At 66.8% G+C, this 24,911-nt stretch carries 22 protein-coding genes; 11 read left to right on the plus strand and 11 right to left on the minus strand.

The annotated features are described in order from the left end of the window. Window positions 1-77: 77 nt before the first annotated feature. The gene (locus Pla175_RS23335; protein WP_145291311.1) at window positions 78-692 is read left to right on the plus strand and encodes a hypothetical protein; all 615 of its coding nucleotides are present in this window, start codon (window positions 78-80) and stop codon (window positions 690-692) included. A gap of 75 nt (window positions 693-767) precedes the next feature. Here the strand turns inward: Pla175_RS23335 and Pla175_RS23340 are convergent, their stop codons facing one another. The 3 genes from Pla175_RS23340 to Pla175_RS26290 all read right to left on the minus strand — a co-directional run bounded on the left by Pla175_RS23340 (window position 768) and on the right by Pla175_RS26290 (window position 2,464). After that, window positions 768-1,496 (minus strand): hypothetical protein, encoded by a 729-nt coding sequence (locus tag Pla175_RS23340; protein ID WP_145291313.1) that lies wholly within the window; start codon window positions 1,494-1,496, stop codon window positions 768-770. A gap of 104 nt (window positions 1,497-1,600) precedes the next feature. After that, entirely contained in the window at window positions 1,601-2,284 is a 684-nt protein-coding gene (locus Pla175_RS23345) for a transposase (protein WP_145291315.1), read from the minus strand. A 9-nt stretch (window positions 2,285-2,293) separates the two neighbouring features. After that, window positions 2,294-2,464, minus strand: a complete 171-nt coding sequence (locus Pla175_RS26290; RefSeq protein ID WP_197527095.1) for a hypothetical protein — start codon at window positions 2,462-2,464, stop codon at window positions 2,294-2,296. Window positions 2,465-2,644: 180 nt separating this feature from the next. Here Pla175_RS26290 and Pla175_RS23350 point away from each other — a divergent pair, with 180 nt between their 5' ends. After that, window positions 2,645-3,991: an SBBP repeat-containing protein gene (locus Pla175_RS23350; protein WP_197527096.1), complete on the plus strand. Its 1,347-nt coding sequence runs from the start codon at window positions 2,645-2,647 to the stop codon at window positions 3,989-3,991. Between the two features lie 40 nt (window positions 3,992-4,031). On the opposite strand, the gene fadA is transcribed toward Pla175_RS23350, so the two are convergent. Next, window positions 4,032-5,183 carry an acetyl-CoA C-acyltransferase FadA gene (fadA, locus tag Pla175_RS23355; protein WP_145291319.1) on the minus strand — a complete coding sequence of 384 codons (1,152 nt, stop codon included), beginning with the start codon at window positions 5,181-5,183 and terminating at the stop codon, window positions 4,032-4,034. 172 nt (window positions 5,184-5,355) lie between these two features. After that, window positions 5,356-6,054 (minus strand): hypothetical protein, encoded by a 699-nt coding sequence (locus Pla175_RS23360; protein ID WP_145291322.1) that lies wholly within the window; start codon window positions 6,052-6,054, stop codon window positions 5,356-5,358. Between the two features lie 212 nt (window positions 6,055-6,266). Between Pla175_RS23360 and Pla175_RS23365 the strand changes: the two genes are divergently transcribed. The 7 genes from Pla175_RS23365 to Pla175_RS23395 all read left to right on the plus strand — a co-directional run bounded on the left by Pla175_RS23365 (window position 6,267) and on the right by Pla175_RS23395 (window position 12,654). Continuing rightward, window positions 6,267-6,650: a hypothetical protein gene (locus Pla175_RS23365; RefSeq protein ID WP_145291324.1), complete on the plus strand. Its 384-nt coding sequence runs from the start codon at window positions 6,267-6,269 to the stop codon at window positions 6,648-6,650. A 112-nt stretch (window positions 6,651-6,762) separates the two neighbouring features. Then, window positions 6,763-8,091 carry a PQQ-binding-like beta-propeller repeat protein gene (locus tag Pla175_RS23370; protein WP_145291327.1) on the plus strand — a complete coding sequence of 443 codons (1,329 nt, stop codon included), beginning with the start codon at window positions 6,763-6,765 and terminating at the stop codon, window positions 8,089-8,091. Between the two features lie 338 nt (window positions 8,092-8,429). After that, a complete protein-coding gene (locus Pla175_RS23375; RefSeq protein WP_197527097.1) occupies window positions 8,430-8,867 on the plus strand; it encodes an Hsp20/alpha crystallin family protein in 438 nt (145 codons plus the stop codon). A gap of 244 nt (window positions 8,868-9,111) precedes the next feature. Further along, window positions 9,112-9,837 carry a hypothetical protein gene (locus tag Pla175_RS23380; RefSeq protein ID WP_231954033.1) on the plus strand — a complete coding sequence of 242 codons (726 nt, stop codon included), beginning with the start codon at window positions 9,112-9,114 and terminating at the stop codon, window positions 9,835-9,837. A 92-nt stretch (window positions 9,838-9,929) separates the two neighbouring features. Beyond that, window positions 9,930-10,856, plus strand: coding sequence for a hypothetical protein (locus Pla175_RS23385; protein ID WP_145291333.1), 927 nt, complete (start codon window positions 9,930-9,932; stop codon window positions 10,854-10,856). Between the two features lie 262 nt (window positions 10,857-11,118). Beyond that, on the plus strand, window positions 11,119-11,796 hold the full coding sequence (locus Pla175_RS23390; protein WP_145291335.1) for a PEP-CTERM sorting domain-containing protein: 678 nt from the start codon (window positions 11,119-11,121) through the stop codon (window positions 11,794-11,796). Window positions 11,797-11,904: 108 nt separating this feature from the next. Beyond that, a complete protein-coding gene (locus tag Pla175_RS23395) occupies window positions 11,905-12,654 on the plus strand; it encodes a hypothetical protein (RefSeq protein ID WP_145291337.1) in 750 nt (249 codons plus the stop codon). Window positions 12,655-12,760: 106 nt separating this feature from the next. Here Pla175_RS23395 and Pla175_RS23400 read toward each other — a convergent pair whose 3' ends face one another. Together Pla175_RS23400 and Pla175_RS23405 are read right to left on the minus strand one after the other, a co-directional pair. Next, a complete protein-coding gene (locus tag Pla175_RS23400; RefSeq protein ID WP_145291340.1) occupies window positions 12,761-13,195 on the minus strand; it encodes a hypothetical protein in 435 nt (144 codons plus the stop codon). Further along, the gene (locus Pla175_RS23405) at window positions 13,182-14,222 is read right to left on the minus strand and encodes a DUF1559 family PulG-like putative transporter (protein ID WP_145291342.1); all 1,041 of its coding nucleotides are present in this window, start codon (window positions 14,220-14,222) and stop codon (window positions 13,182-13,184) included. Before Pla175_RS23405 ends, Pla175_RS23400 begins: the two co-directional genes overlap by 14 nt. Window positions 14,223-14,455: 233 nt before the next feature. On the opposite strand from Pla175_RS23405, the gene Pla175_RS23410 reads away from it, so the two are divergent. After that, window positions 14,456-15,778, plus strand: coding sequence for a PEP-CTERM sorting domain-containing protein (locus Pla175_RS23410; RefSeq protein WP_145291344.1), 1,323 nt, complete (start codon window positions 14,456-14,458; stop codon window positions 15,776-15,778). Between the two features lie 83 nt (window positions 15,779-15,861). Here the strand turns inward: Pla175_RS23410 and Pla175_RS23415 are convergent, their stop codons facing one another. From Pla175_RS23415 to Pla175_RS23430, 4 genes are all read right to left on the minus strand, one after another. Next, window positions 15,862-17,124: an efflux RND transporter periplasmic adaptor subunit gene (locus Pla175_RS23415; protein WP_145291346.1), complete on the minus strand. Its 1,263-nt coding sequence runs from the start codon at window positions 17,122-17,124 to the stop codon at window positions 15,862-15,864. Between the two features lie 229 nt (window positions 17,125-17,353). Further along, window positions 17,354-19,720, minus strand: coding sequence for an ABC transporter permease (locus Pla175_RS23420; RefSeq protein WP_145291348.1), 2,367 nt, complete (start codon window positions 19,718-19,720; stop codon window positions 17,354-17,356). A 56-nt stretch (window positions 19,721-19,776) separates the two neighbouring features. After that, the gene (gene glmS, locus Pla175_RS23425) at window positions 19,777-21,645 is read right to left on the minus strand and encodes a glutamine--fructose-6-phosphate transaminase (isomerizing) (protein WP_145291350.1); all 1,869 of its coding nucleotides are present in this window, start codon (window positions 21,643-21,645) and stop codon (window positions 19,777-19,779) included. Window positions 21,646-21,853: 208 nt separating this feature from the next. Next, window positions 21,854-23,149: a glycosyltransferase family 87 protein gene (locus Pla175_RS23430; protein WP_145291352.1), complete on the minus strand. Its 1,296-nt coding sequence runs from the start codon at window positions 23,147-23,149 to the stop codon at window positions 21,854-21,856. Between the two features lie 167 nt (window positions 23,150-23,316). Here Pla175_RS23430 and Pla175_RS26295 point away from each other — a divergent pair, with 167 nt between their 5' ends. Beyond that, on the plus strand, window positions 23,317-24,828 hold the full coding sequence (locus tag Pla175_RS26295) for a glycosyltransferase (protein ID WP_197527098.1): 1,512 nt from the start codon (window positions 23,317-23,319) through the stop codon (window positions 24,826-24,828). Window positions 24,829-24,911: the final 83 nt, after the last annotated feature.

The following is a 24,911-nucleotide window of genomic DNA, read 5'->3' on the forward strand; positions in this document are numbered from 1 at the left end:
TACGTCAGGCCAAGCTCCGCTCGCGGTGTGCGAAGTAACCTTATTCGCCGCTTCCCTACACCCCCAGGAGTTTCGCCATGGCAGCCCCACAGTACGAGTTCAACGAAGAACAAAACAGCTTGTTCCGCAGTCTCGGCGGAAAAATGGGGGGCGTCGGCCTGGTGATGGTCGTGGTCGGCCTGCTCAACCTCGTGGCTGCCGGAATGCTGGTCGCCGCGATTTATCGCAACGAGTTGCCGGCCGACTGGGTGAACAAGCTGCCCGTCGAGGCCAAGAACCAGCTCGCTACCCTTCCTCCGAACCAGCAGTTGATGCCGTTCGCAATCAACGCCGGCTTGCAGGGCCTGGTGTTCTTCCTGCTGGGCATCTGGACCCGCTCCGCGGCCGGATCGTTCCGCAAGGTCGCCGGCACTCAGGGCAACGACGTGTCGTGGTTGATGTCGGCCCTGGGGGCGCTCAACAAGGCGTACGGGCTCATTTACACGCTGATCATGTTGACGGTGCTGCTGACGCTGGCGCTGGTGGGGTACAACGTCTACCAGCAGATGCAGAAGGACGGGAAGGTGAACATCGAAGAAGTGCTGAAGGTGCCCGAGGCGCCCAAGTTCGACGGCGGGGCCCCAGCCGACGATCCGGGCGCCGATCCAGCCGCCGACCCGGCGCCCCAACCCGAAGCAGAGCCGGCCGCCTAACAGGCCGCCCGATTACGCACGGCGCCAGGGCCGGGGGCTTAGCGTCCCCGGCCCTGGTTCTGTCTGGGCGAGGCTCTAGCGGGCAGTCTGTCTGGGCCGCCGGACGAGCATCAACAGCGCGGGGATCAGCAGCAGCGCGCTGGCCGGCTCCGGGACGCTGGACGCCGACACGGCCGCCGCCGGCGGCAGGTGGTCGCGCCACACCGTGTAGTCGGCGGCGTTGACCGCGCCGTCGCCGTTGCCGTCGCTAAACAGGTCGCCCGACATTCCGAAGTCGGCCCGCCACACTTGGTAGTCTTCTGCGGTTACGGCGCCGCTGAGGTTGTAGTCTCCAAAGCCAAAGCCGGTCACGGTGATGACGGAGGTGACGTTGATCCGGCTGAGGGGGACCGCGCCGAAGCCCAGGTCGATGGATCCGAGCATGATGTTCGTGAAGTCGGCCTGCCCGAAGCCGGCCGAGTCGACCTCGACAAAGATGTCTGCCGAGGTCCCCGAAGCGGGGTCGTTAAACGCGTCGTCCAACAGCACCGCCGGCAGGTTGCGCGTGTAGCCGGAGCCCATCCGCAGCTCGGGGGGGAGCTCGTCGGTGATGTCCACGGTAATGACCGCCGTGCCGGTAACCTTGGTGATCTCGAACGCGTACTGCCACACCATCTGATCGAGGTCGATCGCCGTCGGAGACGTCCACGAGCTCGAGGCCTCGCCCCGGTCGAGCTGCTCGTCGATGGTCCAGCTCACCGGGTTATCGGCCAGCGCGGGAACGGCCGCCACGAGCACCGCGGCTAGCATCAGGGGCTTGGACATCACTTTTCCTCCGTTCAACCGAGACAAGCCGGACGCTATGGCGTTTCCGGGCGCCCATCTAGCCTAATCAAAAACAGACGCAATAGGTCGGACGTAAAAAGGTGTCAGGAACCTTTTTCGACCTTCCGCGGCCTCCCCCGCGGACGCACGGTGGTTTCCAGCCCCAGACGCTGGACCGCCCGCTCCGTCCAGTCGGCGCCGCCCAGGGGAACGCCGCGGTCGATGCTGCGGCGGATCGCTTTCAGCTCCTGCTCGGTGAGCGGCGTGTTGACGTGCTCGGTCCAATTGGGGCTGCGGCGGACGGGCCACGCCGACAGCAGCGCCCGCCGCTGGGGGTCGTCCGAGCTCCAGCGGGCCAGGCTCCCCCACCGCCACGCCTCGGCGCGGGACACCAGCTTCGCACGCAGCGCGTTGCGTTCGACGTACCGACACACGGTTAGGAAGTGGCTGTCGTCCTGCACCGGGAACGACTTGAACCTCCCCTGATAGACGTGCCCGCTGCCGGCCGAGCCGCGGTGCGCGTGCCACCGCTGGGTGTGGGTAAGCGTCAGCCAGCCGACGAACCGCGACAGGTCGCCGTCTTCGCGTGGCCAGACCACTAAGTGCCAGTGGTTGGGCATCACGCAGTAGGCCAGCAGCCGCATCGCGGTGCGCCGGGCGGCTTCTTCGAGCACGCGCTCGAAGGCGGCGTAGTCTGCGTCGTCGTCGAAGATCGTCATCCGGGCGTTGGCCCGGTTGAGCACGTGGTACAGCATGCCGCCGCTGGCGGCGCGGTGAGGTCGACCCATGCGGCGAGTTTAGCGCAGCGGGGGTGTCGCGTCAAGAAAAAAGGTTCCTGACACCTTTTTGCTGTCACGCTCGAAGGCGGCGTAGTCCGCGTCGTCGTCGAAGATCGTCATCCGGGCGTTGGCCCGGTTGAGCACGTGGTACAGCATGCCGCCGCTGGCGGCGCGGTGAGGTCGACCCATGCGGCGAGTTTAGCGCAGCGGGGGAGTCGCGTCAAGAAAAAAGGTTCCTGACACCTTTTTTCTCTAGCCCTACGTCCGCGTGGCCTTCCGCTCGACGTCATGGGCTGATGTGGACCCGCTCGAGCCGTGCCTGTACGCTTGCACTGAAGTTGAATGCCTACGACTTCGGAGCTGTGCCCCATGCGTGCATCACGAGCCGTTTCCTTCGTATTGAGCAGCGTTACTTTGCAAACATGCTTTGTCGCTCAAGCGCAGACGCTCGCGTGGGCCAAGCAGTTTGACCAAAACGAAGGGGGGAAAGTTTACTCGGTTGCCGCAGACAGTCACGGGACGGTCGTTATCGCGGGCCAAACTTTCGGAAATCTTCAGGGAACGCACGCCGGAAACGGCGACGCCTTCATCATCAAGTACCACGAAGATGGCGATCTCCTTTGGCGCCGGCAACTTGGAACTCCTGACACTGATGTGGCTTCCGCCCTGGCCATTGACGAGAACGGCGACATCTTCGTCTCCGGCTACACCTTCGGCGACCTCTTCGACGAAAGCAGGGGAGACTATGATGCGTTCGTCGTGAAGTACGCGGCGGACGGCACGCCGATCTGGGCAACTCAATTCGGCGATTCGCAGCGCGACTTCGTCGATGCGATAGCGCTCGATCGCCTCGGCCGCGTCTACGCTGCGGGCCGTATCGAAGGCATCAGTGGCTCGAACGTCGCCGCATCCGTCCACGGCTTATCGTCCAACGGCGACCTCACCTGGACAGCGACTGCGGCGACGCCGGTAGAGGCCATCGCGTTTGGAGTAGCCACCGGCGAAGACGGCGTCTTCATCACGGGGCGGACACGCGGTGATTTGGGAGGCGTCAATGCGGGTAGCAGCGATATATTCCTGCAGAAGTATTCTTTCGCCGGGAAGCTTCAATGGAGTCATTTGCTAGGCACTCCGGGGAATGACGAAGCCCGATCAATCGCCACCGACGGTCGGGGCAACGCCTACGTTGCTGGGTATTCCAGCGGTCAGCTCGGCGGCGGCAACGCGGGCGGTTCGGACGCGTTCCTTGCCAAGTTCAGTGCCGACGGCGATCTTGTTTGGACAAGCACTTGGGGCACGCCGTCACCTGACTTCGCCTATTCAGTCTCGGCGGATCAATACGGGAACCTCTATGTCGCCGGCTTTACGCATGGTGACATCGAAGCGAGCAACGCGGGGTTTGCCGACGTGTTTGTCGCCAAGTACTCAACCGACGGCGACGTTGTTTGGCGGCGGCAGTTTGGAAGCGCTCAGTGGGAAGAGGGACTTACCGTATCCGGGGACGGAAAAGGGAGCGTGTATGTAGCGGGTTGGACGGGCGGCGAGCTCTTTGCGCCCAATAGTCGCCGAATGCTTCACGGCTTCCTGCTGAAGCTTACAGACCACGCATTTGTACCGGAACCGGCTTCCCTTGGCACGGCTGCTGTGACGCTGCTGTCGGGTGTGTTTTGCTTGTACTTCCGGGACGCAAAAAGGTGTCAGGAACCTTTTCGTTGAACGACGCGGTATCGACCGAAAAAGGTTCCTGACACCTTTTTCACACCCGCTCGAACACCGTCGCGATCCCCTGCCCAGCGCCGATGCACATCGTCGCTAGCCCCAGCGTGGCGTCCGACTGACGCATCGCGTGCAGCAGCGTCGTCGCGATACGCGCGCCGCTCGCGCCTAGCGGGTGGCCGATGGCGATGGAGCCGCCGTGGACGTTTAGCTTCGCCTCGTCCAGCTTCAGCATCTGGATGCAGGCCAGCGCCTGGGCGGCGAACGCCTCGTTCAGCTCGATCAGGTCGATGTCGCCGATCGACAGGCCGGCACGCTTGAGCGCCTTCTGGGTCGCAGGCACGGGGCCGGTCCCCATCACCGAGGGGTCGACCCCGGCGACCGCCGTGGCGCGGACCCGTGCGATCGGCGTGAGCCCAAGCTCTTTCGCCCGCGACTCGCTCATCACCAGCAGCGCCGCGGCGCCGTCGTTCAGCGGGCTGCTGTTGCCGGCGGTCACGGTCCCCATGCCCGGCATGAACGCGGGCTTGAGCGCCGCCAGTTGCTCCAAACTGGTGTCGCGGCGGACGCACTGGTCTTCGCGGATCAGCGTCCGCTCACCCGCGTCGTTCAGCCCCCACACCGGCACGATCTCGCTGTCGAACCCGCCCGCGTCGAAGGCCGCGGCCGCCTTCTGGTGGCTGGCCAGCGCGAAGCGGTCCTGCGACTCGCGGTCGATCCCGCGCGTCTGCGCGAGGAACTCGGCGGTGACCCCCATCATCAATGCCGCCTTGCTGGTCACGGCGAACAGCTTGGGGTTGATGTCGATGCCGGCGTCCATGGGGAAGTGCTGCATGTGCTCCAGCCCCCCCACGATGTGCGTCTGCTCGGCGCCGGCGATGATCGCGTGCGACGCCTGGCTGAGCGCCTGCAAGCTGCTGCCGCACAGCCGGTTGACCGTCGCCCCGGCCGCGGTGGGGGGCAGGCCCGCCATCAGCGCGGCCAGCCGGCCGACGTTCAGCCCCTGCTCGCCCTGCTGCTGGGTGCAGCCCATGGTGACGTCCTCGATCGCCGCGGGGTCGACGCCGGTCCGCTCGACCAGCGCCCGGATCACCTGGACGGCCAGATCGTCGCTTCGCACATGGCGGAACGCCCCGCGTTCGGGGTGCGCGCGGCCAATCGGGGTACGGACGGCGTCGACAACAACGGGCATGATCGCTGCGCTCCCGGCGCGTTGGGGGATGAGTTACTTGGCGGCGGCCGCGTCTGTTGTGCGGTGACACCCAGCCGTCGCCCGCCTTAAGGGTAGGCGCCGGGTCGGCCGAGCGTAAAGAGTTCAACACAGAGATGGGCCGCACGCGGCGGCCCGTCCGCGGCCCGAGGACCTACGTCAGGCGGGAGTACTGGTCGGTCACGTGGCCCGGCCACAGGCCAAAGAACCGCTCTACCCAGGCGACACGGGCCGAAAACTCGTCTGGTTTCCACACCTTGTGCCCCTCGTACAGGCAGCAGTAGCCGCGGGCCACCGCCACCGTCGGGCCCCGCGATTCTTGCAGGAACTCCATCATCTGCGGATGGACAACCGCGTAGGCGTAGCGTTTGTCGCTGCTGGTGACGTGGAACTTGCGGCTGAACTCTGCCGACTCGAAATCGATGTCGTCGAAGCCGAACAACGCGCTCACCCCGTCGAAGAACCCTTCGGGCCGGATCAACAGGTCGGGGGCCGACGGCAGCGGCGAGCCGGCCACCAGGTAGCTCAGCGTGTAGGTCCGTGTCTTGCGGTCCTTGCCGGAACCGCTGGTCTGTTTGTAGAGGAAGTCGCCCATCTGCGCGTGAACCTGACGCCCCCCCAGCGTCAAAGAGCCGTGCAGCGTGTTGTACGCCTGCCGGCTGTGGCCGCTGCAGAACACCGAGAACTGCGAGAAGCGGGAGTCGTGGTCGTAGTCGCTTTGGGGGTCGAACCGCCAACCGATCTGCTGGGCGAGCTCGGCGAGGTCTGCGCGGCGCTGCTTCGCCTGCAGGTGAGAGAAGTAGACCGCTACGCCGATAAATAATCCGATTACAACGAAGATAAGGATGTGCATCGGCTCTTCTGGCGGCTTCTTGGCGACGAAGGGGGCAACGACGGCGTGCTGGGCGTGGTTGCGATTCGCCGCGGCGCGCCGTTTCTTGGCCGTGGGCCGCGACCATTCTACCGCGATTCTGGTTCTGCTCGACGCCAGTAGGCGCCGCAAGCATGCTGAGGAGGTACGACCGGGCCCCGCCGCAGTCGCCCCGCCCTCTAAGCACTCCGCCGATGATCGCCGCTGCCGTCGAAGCCGCTACGTCGCCTCGGGCCGCCCCGCACTGGATCGTGTTTGGCGTCGCGCTGGTAGCCGGGCGGATGGCGGGCCTCCCTCTGCCGGCCGCCGGGGGGGTGGCGCTGGCCGGCTGGGGGGCGACGCTACAACTGGCCGCGATGCTGCGGACGCGGCGCACGCCGCCGGCGGCGCTGGGTTCGGCGATCTCGCTGCAGGGGTTGCTGTACGGCTCGCTGGCCTGGCTCTGCCTGGCGGCCGACTGGAACGCCACGCCGGGCGAACCGCTCCGGCACGCCCTGAGCATGGCGATGGGCGCCGCGGTGGCGGTGGCCATCGTGCGTCTGGCTGCACGCGGGCTTTCTGAGGTAGATCGCGTCTAATCGCGGCGGCGTCCCCCCTTAGGGGCCGTTGTCATTCTGCGGGATCGGGTATCCTCTCTAACGGCGGCCCGCTGCCGGAAGAGCCGCTCACACCACCCCACAGGACCCCGCCATGCGCCCGCTATCCCAAGCCATTTATCTGTTTTGCTGCCTGGCGCCGCTGAGCGTCTCTGCGGAAGACTGGCCGCAGTGGCGTGGCGCTGAGCGTGACGGGGAGTGGAACGAGTCGGGCGTGCGGCAGTCGCTTCCCGAAGGCGACCTCCCCGCCAAGTGGCGTACCCCCGTGGCGCTCGGCTACGCCGGCCCCGCGGTCGCCGACGGCAAGGTGTACCTGTTCGACTACAAGCTTGAAGCAGGAGACGTCACCAACAACGCCGGCGCCCGCGCCGAGCTGCAGGGCGAAGAGCGGCTGCTCTGCCTCGACGCCGCCACCGGCGAAGAGCTTTGGAAGCACACCTACCCACGCCAGTACCAGATCTCCTACCCCAGCGGCCCGCGTTGCACGCCGACCGTGGATGGCGACCGCGTCTACACCCTCGGCGCCGAGGGGGACCTGCGCTGCCTGAAGACCTCCGACGGATCGCTGGTGTGGAAGAAGTTCTTCCCCGAGGACTTCGGCGCCAAGACGCCCATCTGGGGCCACTCTGCCCACCCGCTGGTCTACGGCGACCTGTTGATATGTGTCGTGGGGGGCGAGGGAAGCGTCGCGGTCGCCTTCAACAAGGAAACGGGCGAAGAGGCATGGCGCGCGCTCACCTCCATCGAGCCCGGCTACTGCCCGCCGACGCTTATCACCCACGGCGGGAACGACCAGGTCGTGATCTGGGACGCCCAGAACATCAGCGGCCTCGACCCCAAGACGGGCGAGGTCTTCTGGAGCCTGCCGCTAGAGCCCTCCTACGCGATGTCCATCATGGCGCCCCAGCAGAAGGGCGACCTGCTGTACGCCAGCGGCATCGGCAACGTCGGCGCCCTGATGCGTCTAGACGCCGACGGCCGGGGCGCGGACTACGTGTGGACCGGCAAGCCCAAGACGGCCGTCTACTGCTCGAACAGCACCCCCTACATCGACGGCGACACGATCTACGGCGTCGACATGCAGCAGAGCGCATTGATCGCCGTCGACCTCGAATCGGGCCAGCGTCTGTGGCAAGAACGCGAACCCGTGATGGGCGACCAACGCGGCCGGCACGGCACGGCCTTCTTGGTCCGCCGGGGCGATCAGACGGTGCTCTTCAACGAGCTGGGCGACCTGATCTTCGCCACGCTCACCCGCGACGGCTACACCGAGCATGGCCGCACCCACCTGCTCGAGCCCACAGGCGAAGCGTTCGGGCGCCCGGTGGTGTGGTCGCACCCGGCGTTCGCCCAGAAGTGTGTATTCGCGCGGAACGATAAAGAGATTGTCTGCGTCGATCTCTCGGCCGAGGGGGCCGAGTAAGACTCTCGCAGAGGCGCGGAGACGCAGTGAAGCGTAAGCGAACCTCGAGAAGGGAGCCGGGGCGTCCTCGCCCCCGGCGCGCCAGAATTACCACCTGCCATTTTGACGTGCGCCAATCTTCGCAAGCTCTGCGAAGCTGTTGGTAAACCTGCCATCATGGCATTTGCCATGACAGTGGACTGCATTTCAAAATTGCGCAACATGTTCACAAATAACGACTTGTGAACACCAGCATGACATCGGCACACGACTTGCTTCTTCCTCAATCAGGCCCCACGGTGGGGCAAAACCGAGAAACCAATCCCCGTTTTCTCCATTTCCTGAGGAGGAAAAAAGCCATGTCTAGCGCAGTTCAGTCCAACCGTTTGCGGAACGCCCTGCCGGAGATCGACACGTTGTTCGATCACTTCTTCGGCAGCGGCGCGGTGAAGTCCGAGGGCCCGTCTGCTTGGCGGACCCCGGCGACCGTGTGGGAAGCCGGCGACAAGCTGCACGTCGAGCTCGACGTGCCGGGCGCCTCGCCTGAGGCCGTTGAGTTGACCTTCGACAAGGGGCAGCTCTCGATCTCCGTAGAACGGCCCGCCCCCGCGGCCGACCAGGACCGCAAGGTCTGGCACAACGAGCGGGCCTACGGCCGCGTAACGCGGACCCTCAGCCTGCCCGAGACGGTCGACCCCGACACCATCGAGGCCGACCTCAACGCGGGCGTGCTCCACGTGACCATCACCAAGCGGCCCGAGGCGCAGCCCAAGCGGATCGAAGTCCGGGGCTCATAAGGCCTTACGGCGCCAGCAGCCCGAGTGCGAAGGGCGCCCCAGCGAAAGCCGGGGCGCCCTTTGTTTTTGCGCCCCCCCATCCCGACCAGAAACGCGGTGAAAGCGCCTACTAAAAAAATTTGAAAACCGAATTTGCGGGAATTACGCTGAGAACGCGAAAGCGGCCCACCCAGCGGTCGCAACACCCCCGCTGGGGCTGGTGAAGGAGCACGGCCGTCGGCGCTGACAGACGGAGTAGCTGACGATGAGATCTCCAGTAGTAGTATCTTGCGTTGCAGTCACGGTCGCGTTGCTCACAGCAAACCAATCGCCTGCCGACCTCGTTGTCGGCTATGACGCAGCCATCGTTGGGCAACGTTCCGTTGCAGCCAACGCAGACCGGAGCTCCGTCCTAGTCACGGACTTTCCTCTCGTCGCCGGGGCTGACCTGGTAAATCCTGGTACGCTCACTTTCGGATTCGACGACTGGGACGGCGAAGACGATGATTATTTTCGCTGGGGTTTCCGCGTTAATGAGGGTTTCACGACGAAACTGGATTCGTTTTCAATCGGTCTATCCCGATCATCAAAGGGTCCTCCCTCGGTCTCGATTGATGCGATCGTTGAACGCAACTCTCTTCCCGTGTGGACAGACAGCATTGCAACTATTTCATCGATTCCAAGCAATGGACAATTTCTGCTCGAGAATCAGACTCTTGCCTCGGTCCCGGATCTCTTGCCCGGTGACTCGATTATCTTCACATTGCGAGGGTCAGGCGCTTCCGGCGATACAGGAATCCTGCGGCTCATAGCGTTGGATAACACGCTTGGTATCGCCGTATACGGCAACATCTCCCCCGCCATCGCCGCCATCCCCGAGCCCAGCGCCTCTCTGTTCGGCGCCGTTGCCGCCATCGGCGCCGCGTCATACCGCTTGCGGTCCGGGCGATCGCGAAAAAATCGCAAACCTCAGGATGCAACAGTCGCCTAGCAGCACGTTCACCGCTCGCCGCTGCTCAGGAAGGTGCGGTGCGCGACCCAGCTCCGCCAATGTTGCAGCCCTCACCCGCAAGGCTTCGCTCGATGAGCCCCCTGCTGCCACTAGCCGCGGTAGCGTTCCTATCGCTGTCCGCTCCGGCCCATGCGGTGTTGATCGCCTACTGGGATCAGAACTCAAGCAGCTTGCCGAGCGGCTCGTTGGGCTTTACGCCCAGCGACTTCCCACAAGCGGCAGATCGGGGGACGGGCGCCTTAGCTTTGGCGCAGTTCAACACGGCGACCGCCGGAGACGACGGCGCCTACACCGCCATCCAGCGCTTTTCGGGCGATGAACTCAACGCGCAGCAAGGGGCCCCCGCCGGCCAATCTCTTTCTCCGTTGGTTGGCGCCTCGGTTGATGGCGCCTTCTCGAACAACGGGATGAGCATTCTGCTGTCGGTTAGCACAGCTGGGTTCGAGGACATTAGGGTGTCTTGGGCGCAACGTGGCACGGCAACTGGCTTCACCAGTCGCGAATTCCTCTACTCTACCGATGGCGTCAGCTTCACTTCATTTGAAACGGACACCGGGGTGCTTTCCTCGACGTGGACGCTTGAGGCTTACGACCTTTCAGCGATCTCTGAAGTTGAAAACGCCCCGTCGGTTGTCTTCGCCATCAAGCTCGATGGAGGAACCAACGCCAGTGGAAACAACCGCTTTGACAACATCACCATTGAAGGAACCGCGACTGGCGGCGCCCTCGGCGACTACAACAACGACGGCTCCGTCGACGCCGCCGACTACACCACCTGGCGCGACAACCTCGACCTCGACGGGTCAGCACTCGCCAACCGCGCCCCGTCCCAAACCGGCCCCGTTGACGCCACCGACTACTCGGTCTGGGCGGGGGCCTTCGGACAGCCCGCCGTGGGCGCCATCGGCGCCGCTGCGGTCCCCGAGCCGGGTGCGTTGTTGATCGCCCTCTCGGGCGGGCTGGCGCTGGTCGGCTGCCGCCGGCGGCGCGTTTGCTAGTCGCTTCGGCAAATTCAATCTACTACCGCTAGCGTGGCCGGGCCCAATGCCCGGCCACGCCCTTTTTTTGTTGCCTCCCGCTCGCCGCCGTGCGCTCCGATTTGACGCGCCACGCGAGCGGCCGCCGGCTTTCACGAAAACTTCATCTGCTATTCACCGATCCTTAGCCCGCTCAAAACGCCGGCCAGAATAATAGGCACTCTCAGAGAAAGCCCCCTCCGTGTGGGAGCGGGCGGTCGTTCACCTCCTGTGGAGTGTCCTCATGAAGAAGTTGTCGTTGTTGTTCTGCGCTGCTGTGGCGTTGTCCGCCGCGCCGTCCTTGGCCGCTTTCGACCTGCGCCTTACCGAGATGTGGATGGGCAACGAGCCCGGTTCCAACCTCACCGCCGACTGGGTAGAAATCAGCAACGTCGGCGACATGGCCTGGACCGCGTTGACCGACGGCGACCTGTGGTTCGACGACGACTCGTTCGACGCCGCCGCGGCCGACCTGATGTCCGGCGTCCCGTCGATCGCCCCCGGCGAGTCGGCCGTGTTTGTCAATAGCGATGGCGTCGACGGCGCGGTCGCCGAGTTCCTGGCTGCCTGGGGCAGTGCGGTTTCTGGAGTCCAGATCGGCATCCACGACGGCTCGGGCCTGGGTCAGGGTGGCGACGGGGTCGGCATCTTCTTGTCGTTCGGCCCCCCCACCGGCGCCGATCAGATCGACGGTCAGCTCTACCCGGACGCCAACGCCAACGGCGGGCAGTCGTGGGACGTGAACCAGATGGCGTTCAGCACCGTCGGGGTCGGCGGCGCGTTCCAGTCGGTGCTCGCCAACGACGCGAACCAGTTCGGCATCGGCTCGCCGGGCACGACCGGCGCCGCGGTCCCCGAGCCCGCTTCGGTCGCCCTGGCTACGCTGGCCGGTTTGGCCCTGCTGGGCCTGCGTCGCCGTTAAGGCCGGACGCAGTGCTGCTTGCATTGGGGGTCGCGTGGCGGATCGCGCCACGCGGCCCCTTTTTTTTCTACCGGGCCGCCCCCGGACGCCGCCACTCCAGAGTCCGCTATGATCGCCTCGCGCTGCGCTTGCTTCTTGTCTGTCTGCGTCGCCACAGCGCTGGCCGGCGACGCCTCGGCCGCTTCTTTCCGGTTCGATACGCCGGCCAGCCCGCTAAACGGGCAGGCCGCGGGCGTGCTGGTGGCCGATGGGGTCGCCATGAACGCCAGCGCCTTGCCGTCGGGCGGCTGGTTCGATGTCCGCAGCGCCGGGCTAGGCATCAACTCGCGCCCGATCGCGGGCGCAACTGACGGCGAGATCGACAAGTTCAACCTGCTGGGCGGCTCGGCCGCCGGCCAGCCGGAGGCGATTGCCTTCTCGTTCGACCACGCCGGCGTGATCAACGCCCTCTACTTTGACGGTGTGAAGGACGAGAGCTTCGAGTTCTTCCGGCTCGAGGGGCCCGGGGGATTGCTGTTGTCGATCTTCGACGGCCAGATCGGCCTGCGTCTGACAGACGTCGCCACGGTCGCGGAGCCAAACGTCACGCTGCTCGACGAGGCGCCCGGCACCCCGGTCGACGACGACCTGTTCGGCCTCTCGATCCCGTTCCAGGCCGGCGACGTGTTCACGCTGACCTACGGGGAGTACGCGCCAGACCCGGCGACGTTTGTCCCCGGCTTCTCGCCGCTGGCGCCCAACGGCGCGCGGTTCCAGGGCCTAGACATCACACCGGCGCCGGTCCCCGAGCCCGCCTCGGTCCTCACTGCGGCGGCCACGCTGGCCCTGGCGGCGGGCGTCGCCCGCAAGCGGACCTAGGAGTGGTCATAGGACTGGAGCCGGCCGGCCGACGTAGAGCAGATCTACCGAGCGCCGAGGGGTTGATGTGCGCGGCGTTAAGGCAAAGCCCCGCCCCGATCGGCCGCTACTTGAACTGACCGTGCTGCTTGATCTGCTGCGTGGTTAGCTCGATCACGATCTGGTTGTCCTGGCCGTCGACCACGGTGACGCGGTTGGGCACGGTGACCCGTTCGGCCTTGATCCGCTGCCCGGCCGGAGACTTGGGGTCGAGGTTGATCAGCGACACCCAGTGCTCTCCGACCACCGCGCCGTCCTGGTCGGCGTAGGTGCCGACGGCGTAGCTGCCGTCCGCGTCGATATCGGCAAAGCCCGGCTTCCCCGACTTGAGCGCGCCGGGGGCGGCCACGGGTGCAAACATCAGCCGGCCCCCTTCGAGCGGCTTGCCGTCGATCGAGACGACGCCGTGGACCGGCGCGATCGGATAGTCTGGTCCGCCGCCGCAACCCACCAGCGTCGCCAGCGTCGCGACGCAAAACAATCGCCGATTAAAGTTCGCCATACACTTGTTCGTCACGTCGGTCACCCAGGAGTTGAAAGATCCGCACGTCGAGGTCTTCGGTGAGGAAGTGCACCGAGCCGTCGACAAAACCGAATTGAGCGCCGCCGGGGTGCCAGCTGTAGGAGCAGTCGTCGGAGCCGGAGCCAGAAGGAAGGTACTTGCGGTCTTGGTCGGAGAGCGGGAACTGACGCGGCCCGCCGAGGTTGCAGTTCACTGGGTCGCGGGTCTTGAACATCACGGCGCCGTCCTCGTAGAAGGCGCCGGCCCAGGTCGGGAAGCTGGTGAGCGACACAAAGTAGGCCGACTCGCCGACGGAGATCGTCTTCGAGGTGCCGTCGAGCACGTCGGTGATGCGGACGCTGCGTTTGGGCTTCTTCTCGACCTTCTCCAGCGTGCCGTCGCCGTCGTAGTCGGCCGAGCACGACCCCGACGCGAGGGCCTCTTCGGTCCTGAGGAACATGCCGTTGTCGCAGAAGCCCCGCGACCCCTTGTAGTGGGTCGTACCAAAGGCGTAGCGCAGGTCCTTGCCGTCCCCGGCGTTAAAGTAGGCCGAGGCGGGCATCGACGTCGGAAGATCGGTGCTGGGGCACAAGAACGTGGGAACCACGGTGTCGGCGCCGGGGAGCGTCTCGACGCCGGCCATCGCGGCCTGGACGAAGATGTAGGGCTTCCAGGGGTCGCCGTTGTAGCCGGGCACCCCGTTGTTCACCAACCGGTCGTACGCCCCCTGCTCTTCGAGGGCCGGGAGGATCTTCGACATCCAGCTCAGCCCGTCCTCGGGGCTCTGGTTGGCGTCGTTGGTCGACTTTGAGGCGGAGTACAGGCCCTTGGGGAACTCTCCCATCGAGTCGTGGGTGTTGAGCAGCGCGAGCTCGATCTGCTTGACGTTGCTTGAGCAAACCACCCGACGCGCGGCTTCCCGCGCTGACTGCACCGCGGGTAGCAGCATCGCGACGAGCACGCCGATAATGGCTATCACCACCAGAAGTTCTACCAGCGTAAATCCAGCACGAGGTCGCTTGGGCATCGATCGATCCGTGGGTTGGCGGCCAAGGACGACTCGCGTTGAGTCGCCGTGGTATTGGTTTGACCAGGAGCGCAGAGGAACGGGAATAGCCGGCGCGGCGCCTTCACCAAATCTTCGCGCAGCCTTAGGCGAACCTTCACCGACATCCGGCGCGCGGCTGCTATCTTCGTGGTTCGGCGGGGCCGCACGGGCGGCCCGTCCTTCCTGGCAGTCCCTCCATCCACGGGCCCCCCATGCTGCTGAGTCTCCGCGCCGCGGCTACACACACGCTCGCCTCCCTGCTTTTGATCGTGGGCGCAACGCAAGCCCCCGCCGATCTGTTTATCAACGAGATCTTCTTCGACCCGGGTGGCGACGGGGTCGAGCTGCGTGACGAGTTCATCGAGCTGCGCGGGGCCCCGGGCATGTCGCTCGCCAACCACTTCTTGTTGTTCATCGAGAACGAAGACAACGTCAGCCACACCGGCGGCGCGGGGCAGATCGACAACATCTTCGACCTGGGCGCCGCCTCGATCGGCAGCAACGGCTTCTTGACGCTCCGCAGCGGGGGCGACGCGGCGGGCGCCGGCGGCAGCCAGTACTCGGTCCGCCCCGGGACGACCGACCTGGTGAACACGGGCTCCGGGCCCGGCTTCGGGTCGGGCGCCGGAAGCAGCATCGGCGCGTCGGATGAATTCGACGAGGGGGTCATCGAGAACGGCGGCTTTACCGCCTGGCTGATCCGCAACGACGGCGGCGACGCAGTGAAGCCAACCATCGCCTTCGACCTCGACAACGGCAACGACGGCCTCGATCTTCCGACCGGACGCGAAGGCTGGGTGATCCTCGACGCGATCGGCATCCACGCCGAGGCCCGCGAGGCGGTCTTCGGTCGGACCTACGCGCCGATCACGTTCGGCGTCGAGACGCCCGGCACGACGGTTTTCGTGCCCGGAGCGGGGCAGACCACCGTGACGCCCGGGCTGGAGCCCGGCGGCGTGTACGTGGCCACCGGGGTAGAGACCGAGTACATCGCCCGCTGGGGCAACTCGACCGGTCAGACCGCCGCCGATTGGCACATCAGCAACCTGACGGACAACCCCGGCTCGGGTTCTGCCGGCGCCCCGCTCGACTACCGGCAGAGTTTCACCGGCTCCCACGGCGACCTCGCCAGCAACGACCCGACCGTGCCGCCGTCGCAACCGACCGCTTCGCAGGGCAGGCTCGAATCGACCAAGGGTGTACCCTACGGCACGAAGCTGCTCACCAACGTCGGCGGCCCCAACTACATGACCGGCGACTACAACGGCGACGGCTACATAGACGCGGCCGACTACACCGTGTGGCGAGACACGCTCGGGCAGCTCGGCAACGAGACCAACCACCCGGCCGCCGACCACAACCACGACTTCATGGTGGACCTGGCGGACTACGACATCTGGGTTGCCGCCTTTACCGGACCCCTCCCGGCCAGCGCGGGCGTGGCGGCGGCCTCGGTGCCGGAACCCTCAACGCTGGTCGCTCTGTCGCTCGTCGCCCTGTCGCTGGCGACGATTCGGGGGACGCGGCGCCGCTGATCGCGAGCGGGTCGGGGCCCGCTTTCCGCGACGGAACCGCGGGCCCAATGCGGGCGGCTTCTGGTCGAGAATGGCCGCCGGGGCTACCGACGCGCGACCTTCACTCCTTCGGAGACCCGGTCGCTGGGATGGACGATCACGACGTCTCCCTCGGTAAGCCCGTCGGTAACCTCGGCCTGCAAGCCGTTGTCGCGGCCGATCTCCACCAGCCGCTTCACGGCGGCGCCTTGGGTAACGCGGCCCGAGCCGTCGAGCGTCGGCTGATCGACCACGAACACCGCCCAGTCGTCGCCCGAGCGGAACAACGCGCTGGTGGGGACGCGGAGCGCGTCGGCGACTTCATCCACCACGATGCGGGCCTCGACCCGGAAGCCGTCGCCGATCTCGGACCGCTCGGCGGGTGGGTCGACCAGATCGACGATCACGTTCACACGCTGTTCCTCAACGCCGAGGGTAGAGATCTTGGTGAACCCGGCCGGCTCGACCAGCCGCACGCGTCCCTCGAGCGGACGATCGCCCCCCCAGTGCTCGAGAATCACCCTCGCGCCGGGCTTGATCTTCACCGCGTCGCTGGAGAGGACGTCGATCTCCACCTCCAAGTCGGAGGGGTCGCCCAGCTCCAGCAGCGGCGTCCCCGAGGCAAGCACCGCGGAGCTCTCCTGCAACACCCGCAGCACGCGTCCGTCGATCGGCGAGCGGATGGTGAAGGTCCAGCCGTTGCCGGCGGCGTCCGAGATAGCGTCCGATGCGTCGTCGTCCGCGCCGGGGCGCGAGCGGAGCAGCGCAGAGCGGGCCTGCTCCAGCTCGAACTGGGCGATCTCTTCGCCGTACCGGGCGGAGCGGACCGCCTCGATCGCGTAGCGGTTGCGGAGCGAGATGGAGTCGACCTCGCTCTGCGTGGCCCCGCCGCCGCGGGCCGCGCTGCGCACGCGCTCGACCTCCGCCTCGGCGTTGGCTTGTTCGAGCTTGGCTTGTTCGAGCTGGGGCGCCACCTGCCGGAGCGCCGCCTCGGCGCTCTTGACCCGCGCTTCGGCCTGCGCAAGGGCGCGGGCGTCCAGCAGGTCGGGGTCGCGCGGTTCGATGGTCGCCAGCAGCGTTTTCCCCTTCGCGACTGGGTCGCCCGGGTCGAGGCCGATCCTCAGCAGCCTGCCGGAGAGGGGAGTCGAGACGATGTACTTCTCGCGGATGCGGGTCTTGCCGTCCTCGTCCACGGTGACGGTGATCCCGCCGCGATCGATAGCGGCAAGGTCCACGGGCTCTGCCTGGGGCCAGAACGCGACCGCGGCGAGGCCCACCACGGTGACGCCCAGGCCAATGAGGAACAGTCGACTGAGCCAGTAGTTCATGGACGACGCCGGACGGTTTTAACCACGGATGACACGGACAACACGGATGAAGGACGATAGCCGCAAAAAGGCACAACGAAGCACAAAAAAGGGCATACCCAACGGCAGAGCCGGAGTGACCAGCGCGAGTTCACGAACGATCCGCGCACGGTGTTCATTGGCAATCGTCCGTCTTTTTGCTTTTTTGTGCCTTTTCGTGGCTGTCCTTCGTCATCGAAGGTGTCCTGTTTCAACTGCGTGACTTGAGCACGGCGATCAGGTCGAGCTCGTCGAGCCGGCGGCGGACGATCAGCCCCGACGCCAGCGACGCCGCCAGCACCACCGACGCCGCCAGCCCAAAGGTGGCGCGGCTGACCACCAGCGGGAAGCGGAACACCTCTTGATCCATAAAGTACGCCAAAGCCCAGGCCATGTAGTACCCCATCAGCAGCCCCAGCGGGGTGGCCATCAGCGTGACCACCCCCAGCTCGCCGAGCAGGATGGCGGAGATCTCGCCCCGGGTAAAGCCGATCACGCGCAGGGTGGCAAGCTCGCGGCTGCGCTCGGAGAGCGCAATGCGGGCGCCGTTGTACACCACGCCGACCGCGATGATGATCGCGAACGAAAGGTTAATGACCCGCATGAAGCCCAGGTTTTTGGCGATGGTTTCCTGGAAGCTCACCAGGGCGTTGTTCTTGACGGTGACCCCGGCCACCATCGGGACCTCCTTGAGCTGGCGGTACACCTCGTCGCGCGTCGCGGGATCGATCGTCAGCACGGCGCCGTTGGCGCGCGGGCCCTCGCGCATGAGCTTCGAGAGCTGGTCGAGGCTCAGAAACGCGTTTAGCCCCGCCACGTCGTCCAGCAGCGCCACCACGGGCAGGTCGACGATGGGACGCTTCCCCTCGAGGATCTCGACACGCACCGTATCGCCGGCGCCGAGGTCGAGCGATCTGCCCAGCGACCGAGACAACACGAGGCCCCCCGGCGGGATGGCGTAAGCCGCGCCGCGGCGGTCAAGCGTGCGCGTGAGCGTAGCGCCCGATTCCATCGCCAGCATGCCGATCCGTCGATGGCGGCGCCCGTTGACCAGATTGGCAGACACGCCGCGGGTCGGCTCGACCCGCCACACCCCCGGCAGGTGCTGGAGCTCGTAGACCATGTCGCGCGACAGGGGCTCCGCGAGGGCAATCTGCAGGTCGTACTGCTGCACGCGGCGGAACTGCAGGTCCAGAACGAAGTCGATCGAGTCTCGGATGAAGTTCCCGACGACGACGATGCCGATCGCGGTTGCGATCGCGAGCACCGAGAAGGCGGTTTTCACCGGCTGGCGTTCGAGTTGGCGGAGGATCATCTTCACCACGTTGGGGGTGAACCGCCCGAGGCCAAGCCGCTCGATAAGCGTGGGGCGGAACGACGCGGGGGGCTCGGGGCGCATCGCTTCAGCCGGGGGCAGACGGACCGCCTGCCACACGGCGCTGATCGCCCCCAGCACCGACGCGCCGATCGCAACGCCCCCGGCGGCGCCCACCACCCCCCAACGCCCCGCGAACAGCAGCTCCGGGTACTGGTAGACGCGGGCGATCATCTCCGTAAACCCGCGGCTCAGCCAAACGCCCCCGATGGTTCCGATGGCGGCGCCGACGATCGCGATCAGCAGCACGAACTTCAGGTAGTGCCAGCCCACTTCGACGTTCGAGTAGCCGAACGCTTTGAGCGCGGCGATCTGTTCGCGTTGCAGGCTGAGCATCCGAGTAAGCACCACGTTCACCAGGAACGCCGCCACCGCAAGGAAGATGGACGGCGCCACCAGGCCCATCGTCTTGAGTCCCTGGATGTCGCTCTCCAGCAGCATGTGGGAGACCTGATCCTTGCGCCCGTAGGCGCCCCGGCCGCCGTAGGGGCGGATCAGCTTATCCATGCGGAACAGCACGTCCTGCAGGTCGGCGCCGCGGAGCAGCTCGGCAGAGACGTCGTTGAACGCCCCCTCCATGTCGTACGCCATCGCGAGCACGTCGTGGTCCATCCACAGCACGCCGTAGTGCTTGGGGTCGGGGACCAGGTCGCCCGGCTTGATCTGGAAGACGTACTCGGGCGAGAGCACCACGCCCACGATCCGCAGCGGCTTGCGCGTGCCGTTGAGGATCGCGACGATCTCATCGCCGACCCGCAGGTTGTTCTCGTTGACGAACTTCTCGCTGGCGAGCACCTCGTCGTCGCGCCGGGGCGCCAGCATGCGGCCGCGCCGGAGGTAAACCTGATTGAGCAGCGGTGGGGTCGACGTACGCATCGAGATGATCTGCCCAACGGCGGGCTCGTCGAGGCCCGGCACGGAGAGGTTCACCCCTTCGACGATCCGCGTCTCGACCAGCGCCACCCCGGGGATGTCCGCGATCCTGTCGGCGAGCGAGTCGGGCGCCCGTTTGACGTTGGCGAACACGTCGGCAAAGCGGTAGCGGTCGTAGAACGCCTCGCGCGTCGCCTCCAGCGAGCGGAGCATCGTCTGGTTGTTCACCAGCGCCGCCACCCCGGCGCCGATCACCAGCGCGATCATCACCACCTGGCCCGCCATCTGGCCGAGGTCGCGGAGCAGCTTGCGGTCGAGCGCGGTAAGCACGCATTACACGGCCTGGGCCGAGCCTTCGGGGCGGGGTGATGACTTCCGGGCGCCGACTACTCCACGGTTACGCTCTTGGCTAGGTTCCGCGGCTTGTCGACGTCGCACCCACGCAGCACCGCGATGTGATACGCCAGCAACTGTAGCGGCACGACCGAGACGATCGGCTGGGCGAAGTCCGCGACTACCGGCACGCTGATCACGTCGTCCGCCAGCTCTGCGGCGCGGCTGTCGTGCTCGTCGACGATGGCGATCACCGGGCCGCCGCGCGCCTTGATCTCTTCCATGTTCGACAACACCTTCTCGTACACCGGCCCGTGCGGCACGATGAACACGCTGGGCGTGTTCTCGTCTACCAGGGCGATCGGGCCGTGCTTCATCTCTGCCGCGGGGTAGCCCTCTGCGTGGATGTAGCTGATCTCTTTCAGCTTCAGGGCGCCCTCGAGCGCCGTGGGGAAGTTGTACTGCCGGCCCAGGTACAAGAAGTTGTCCGCCGAGGAGTACTTGGCGGCGACCTGACGGCAGATGTTGTTCGTGTCCAGCGCCTGCTCTACCTGCTCGGGCAGCGCCCGCAGTTCTTCGATGATCCGCAGCCCCGCCTCGAAGCTCAGGTGCCGCAGCCGGCCGAAGTACAGCGACAACAGCGCCAGCACCACGCACTGCGACGTGAACGCCTTGGTCGAGGCGACGCCGATCTCGGGCCCCGCGTGCAGGTAGATGCCGCCGTCCGCCTCGCGGGCGATGCTGCTCCCCACCACGTTGCAAATCGCCAGCGTCGGGTGCCCCTTACGCTTCACCTCCCGCAGCGCCGCCAGCGTGTCGATCGTCTCGCCGCTCTGCGTCAAGGCAAACAACAGCGTGTCGCGTGTCAGCGGCGGGTTGCGGTAGCGCAGCTCGCTGGCGTATTCCACCTCCACCGGGATACGCGCAAACGCCTCCAGCATGTACTCGCCCAGCATGGCGGAGTGCCAACTGGTGCCGCAGGCGGTCAGCACGATGCGGTCGACGGCCCGCAGTTGCTGCGGCGACAGGTTCAGCCCGCCGAACACCGCGGTCGCTTGGTCCGCGTCCAGACGCCCGCGCATCGCGGCGCGGATGGTCTCGGGCTGCTCAAAGATCTCCTTGAGCATGTAGTGCGGAAACCCAGCAAGCTCTACCTGGCTGGCGTCGATCTCCAGTCGCTTCACCACGTGGCTGATGTGCCCCGCGTCGCGGTTCACAACCCGCAAGGCGCCCGCCGAGATGACGGCCACCTCGTGGTCGGATAGATAGACGATCTTGTCGGTAAAGCCCACCAGCGGAGAGCCGTCGCTCGCCAGGTAGTGCTCTCCTTTTCCTACGCCCACCACCAGCGGGCTGCCGAGCCGGGCGGCGATGATCACGTCGGGCCAGTCGCGGAAGACCACCGCGATGCCGTAGGTGCCCCGCAGTTGGGCGAGGGTCGCCTGCACGGCTTCGACCAGCGGCGCGTGGGGATCGCCGCCGTCCGTCGTGGGCTCGGCGAGCCGCTGCTGGATCTCGTGGTCCAGCAGGTGCGCCACCACCTCGCTGTCGGTCGCGGAGAGGAACTCGTACCCCAGGGCGATGAGCTTCTCTTTCAGCGGGCGGAAGTTCTCGATCACGCCGTTGTGCACCAGCGCCAACGAGCCGTCGCCCCCCAGGTGTGGGTGGGAGTTCTCGTCGCTGGCGATGCCGTGCGTCGCCCAGCGGGTGTGACCGATGCCCACGGAGCCGTCGGGGGGGTTCTTGGCGAGCGCTTCGGCGAGTCGGTCGATCCGGCCGGTGGTCTTGGTAACCGACAGCCCCCCCTCTTCGATGGTCGCCAGCCCAGAGCTGTCATAGCCCCGGTACTCGAGCCGGCGGAGCCCCTCGATCAGGTACTCCGAAGCCGTCTTGGGGCCGATATAGCCAACGATTCCGCACATAAACGCTCCTTCGCGGTCAGATCGACAAGTCTCACAACGATTCTACGGGACCACGCAGCGCTAAGGGTAGGTCGGTCGCAAACCCCGCTGAACGCGTCTATCTACCGAGCCGCCCTAGCCGTCGGGCTACGCCCCGGCTGGTGCAGCAGAGCAACCTCACCCATCTAACGTCACCCATACAACCACCCCGCCGAGCGTAGCTCGGCGGCTATTGCTCATACTGCGGCTTCTTTTCAATCTCTGCGCTATTTGCGTCTGCGATCATCCACGCCGCCAGGCCCATCACCGCCAGCGGGTAGAAGTGCAGAAGCACGCGGGCGGCCAGCGGTTGGAAGAACGGCGTGGCGGCGTCTAGCTCTGGCCACAGGAGCAACACCGCCAGCGGCGCCGCGACCAGCATCGCCCGCGGGCCGCGCCCGCGGGCGCCGGCCGTCAGCACCGCCGCGGGCAGTGCGGCCAGCACGAAGTAGTGGCTCCAGCACACCAACGACGCCGCCATCATCGCCAAGCACAGCAGCGACGCCTCGGCGGCCGGCTTTAGCCCGCCGTACAGCACGCGCCCGTAGGCCGCGGCGATGGCCAGCAGCCCCAGCAGTTTCCCCAGCGGGGCGCTCCAGGCCGGAGGACTGGCCAGATCGCCCGCCACGGCGCCCGAGAGCATCTTCGCCAGCGACGGCAGCGAGTAGTTCGTCCAGCTCCCGCCGACGCTTAATTGAATCACCGGCAGCCCTTCTTGCACAAAGCTGAGCCACATCTCTGGGCCCGTCACCGCTAGCGCGGCCAGCCCAACGGCGGCCGCCGCAGCCACCCGCTTTGCCAGGTCTCCCCAGCCACGCAGCCCGCTCAGCAAGAACCACGGCAGCAGCACCGCGGGGTAGAGCTTGAACGCCGCCGCCGCGGTGGCCAACGCCATCGCGCTGGCGGTGCGGCCGCGCACCCGCAGCAGCACGGCGCCGGCGATCGCCAGCGCCACCGGGAGCTGCACCTGCGAGTAGTAGAAGTGCGTCATCACCGCGCTGCTGTTCACCAGCACCGCCAGGCCGACCAGTTGCCACGTTCCGTCCCCCCCCTGGAAGGTGAGCCGCCTGAGCACCAGCGCCAGGCCGACCAGGCACCCCACCTGCGTCAGCAGCCAAGCCAGGTACGCCGCTCCGGGGGGCGCCCAGGCGATGCAGGCCATCGAGCGGATCAGCAGCGGCGGGTTGGCGCCGTAGGGGATCCGCGGGTCTTGTTCGAAACCCAGCGCCTCGCAGCGTGGCGCCAGCGGCGTGGTGTAGGGGTTTTCTCCCTCTAGCAGCATCCGCGCCGAGAGGTAGTAGTGGGCGAAGTCGTTCCGCGCGTCGGCGCCCGCCACCGTGTCTGCGATGCGAGCGGCGCCGACGGCGATCGCCGCAAACGCCCCCACCCTCATCAGCAGCAGCAGCGCCCGCCGCGACGCCGCGTTCGAGGGGGTCGTCACAACGCCCAGATAGGGGGTCGCTGCCGTGTCGCGGTAACTACTCACGTGCGTCTACTCCTGGGCTGCAATCGCGTGGCGCGTCTCCCCGTTCTTAGCTCACAAACCGGCCCGTGGCGCGGGCGCGCCCGACAACCGGCACAACCGGACCGCCCCCGCGCGCCGCCGCGAACTACGCTTGCGTAGCGCTTTTGCGAACGCTTACCGGAAGAACCATGACCGACCAAGCCGCTGCCGTACTCGCCCCGCCGCCCGCCGCCCCGCGCCTGCCAGACACCCCCTGCCCGCTGAGCGAGGCCAACGCGGCCCGCGGACGCGTGCAGTCCCTGCGGCGGCTCTCGGTGCTGGTGCCGCTGTACAACGAGCGCTGGACCATCGGCCCGATGCTCCAGCGTCTGCTGTGCGCGCCCGTCAGCCTCGAGCTGGAAGTGATCGTCGTCGACGACGGCTCGACCGACGGCGGCGCCGACGTGGTGGCCGCCATCGCCGAAGGCGACCCGCGCGTCCGGCTGATCCGCTCGCCGCAGAACCAGGGCAAGGGCGCCGCGGTGCGCCGCGCGATCGCCGAGATGACCGGCGACGTGGCCGTGGTGCAAGACGCCGACCTGGAGTACGACCCCCACGAGCTGCCGCGGCTGCTGCGGCCGATCCTCGCTGGGCACGCGGACGCGGTGTTCGGCTCGCGCTTCGCCGGGGGCGAACGCCGCGCGCTGCTGTTCTGGCACTCGCTGGGCAACCGCGTGCTGACCACCGCGGCCAACATGCTGTGCGACCTGAACCTCACCGACATGGAGACCTGCTACAAGGCGGTCCGCGCCGACATCCTCCGCGAGCTGCGGCTCACGTCCGATGGTTTCGACCTGGAGCCGGAGCTCACCTGCCGCCTCGCCCAGTGGGGCGCCCGCATCTACGAAACCCCCGTCAGCTACCGCGGCCGCGTCGCCGCCGACGGCAAAAAGACCAGCCTGATGGACGGCCTGCGCGCCCTGTGGCGGCTGGCGGCGTGCCGGTTCTGGGACACCAAGTTCACCGACCACACCGGCATGTACGTGCTGCGGAGCTGCGACCGCGCGAAGCGCTACAACCGCTGGCTGATGCGTCAAGCGGCGCCCTTCATGGGGCAGCGCCTCTTGGAGGCGGGCGCCGGCATCGGCAACCTCAGCCAGATGCTCACCGCACGCGAGCGGCTGGTGCTGGTCGACCACGACCCGCTGTACGTGGAGATGCTGCGCGACCGCTTCGCGGGCCGGGGCAACGTAGCGGTGCTGCAGACCGACCTGACCGAGCCCGGCTTCGACGCCCAGTGGCAATCCGAGGCGCTCGACACGATCCTCTGCTCCAACGTGCTGGAACACCTCGAGCCGCACGAACAGGTCCTCGAAGGCTACTGCCGCGCACTGCGTCCCGGGGGCCACGCCATCATCATCGTCCCCGCCGAGCCGGGGCTCTACTCGCCGGCCGACGAGGCGCTGGGGCACTACCGCCGGTACACGCCCGAGGGGCTTGAACGCGTGATGCGCCAAGCGGGCTTCATCACCGTCCACACCCGCCAGGTCTGCAAGCTGGGCGCCGCCGCGTGGCGCGTGAACGGGCTGCTGGGACGCAAGAACCTGACCCCCCGCCAGATGCTGTGGTTCGACCGCATGTGGCCCGTGATGCGGGCGGCCGACCCGCTGCTGCCGTGGCGCGGCATGAGCCTGATCTGCGTGGGGCGCAAGCCCTCGTAGCAGACCCCCCTCTCCCTCTCCCCAGCGGGACGGCCGGTCCGGAGACCGCCGGGCCGCGTCTGCTGCTACCCCCGTCCGAGTTT

It is taken from the genome of Pirellulimonas nuda (assembly GCF_007750855.1).
GTDB lineage: Bacteria > Planctomycetota > Planctomycetia > Pirellulales > Lacipirellulaceae > Pirellulimonas > Pirellulimonas nuda.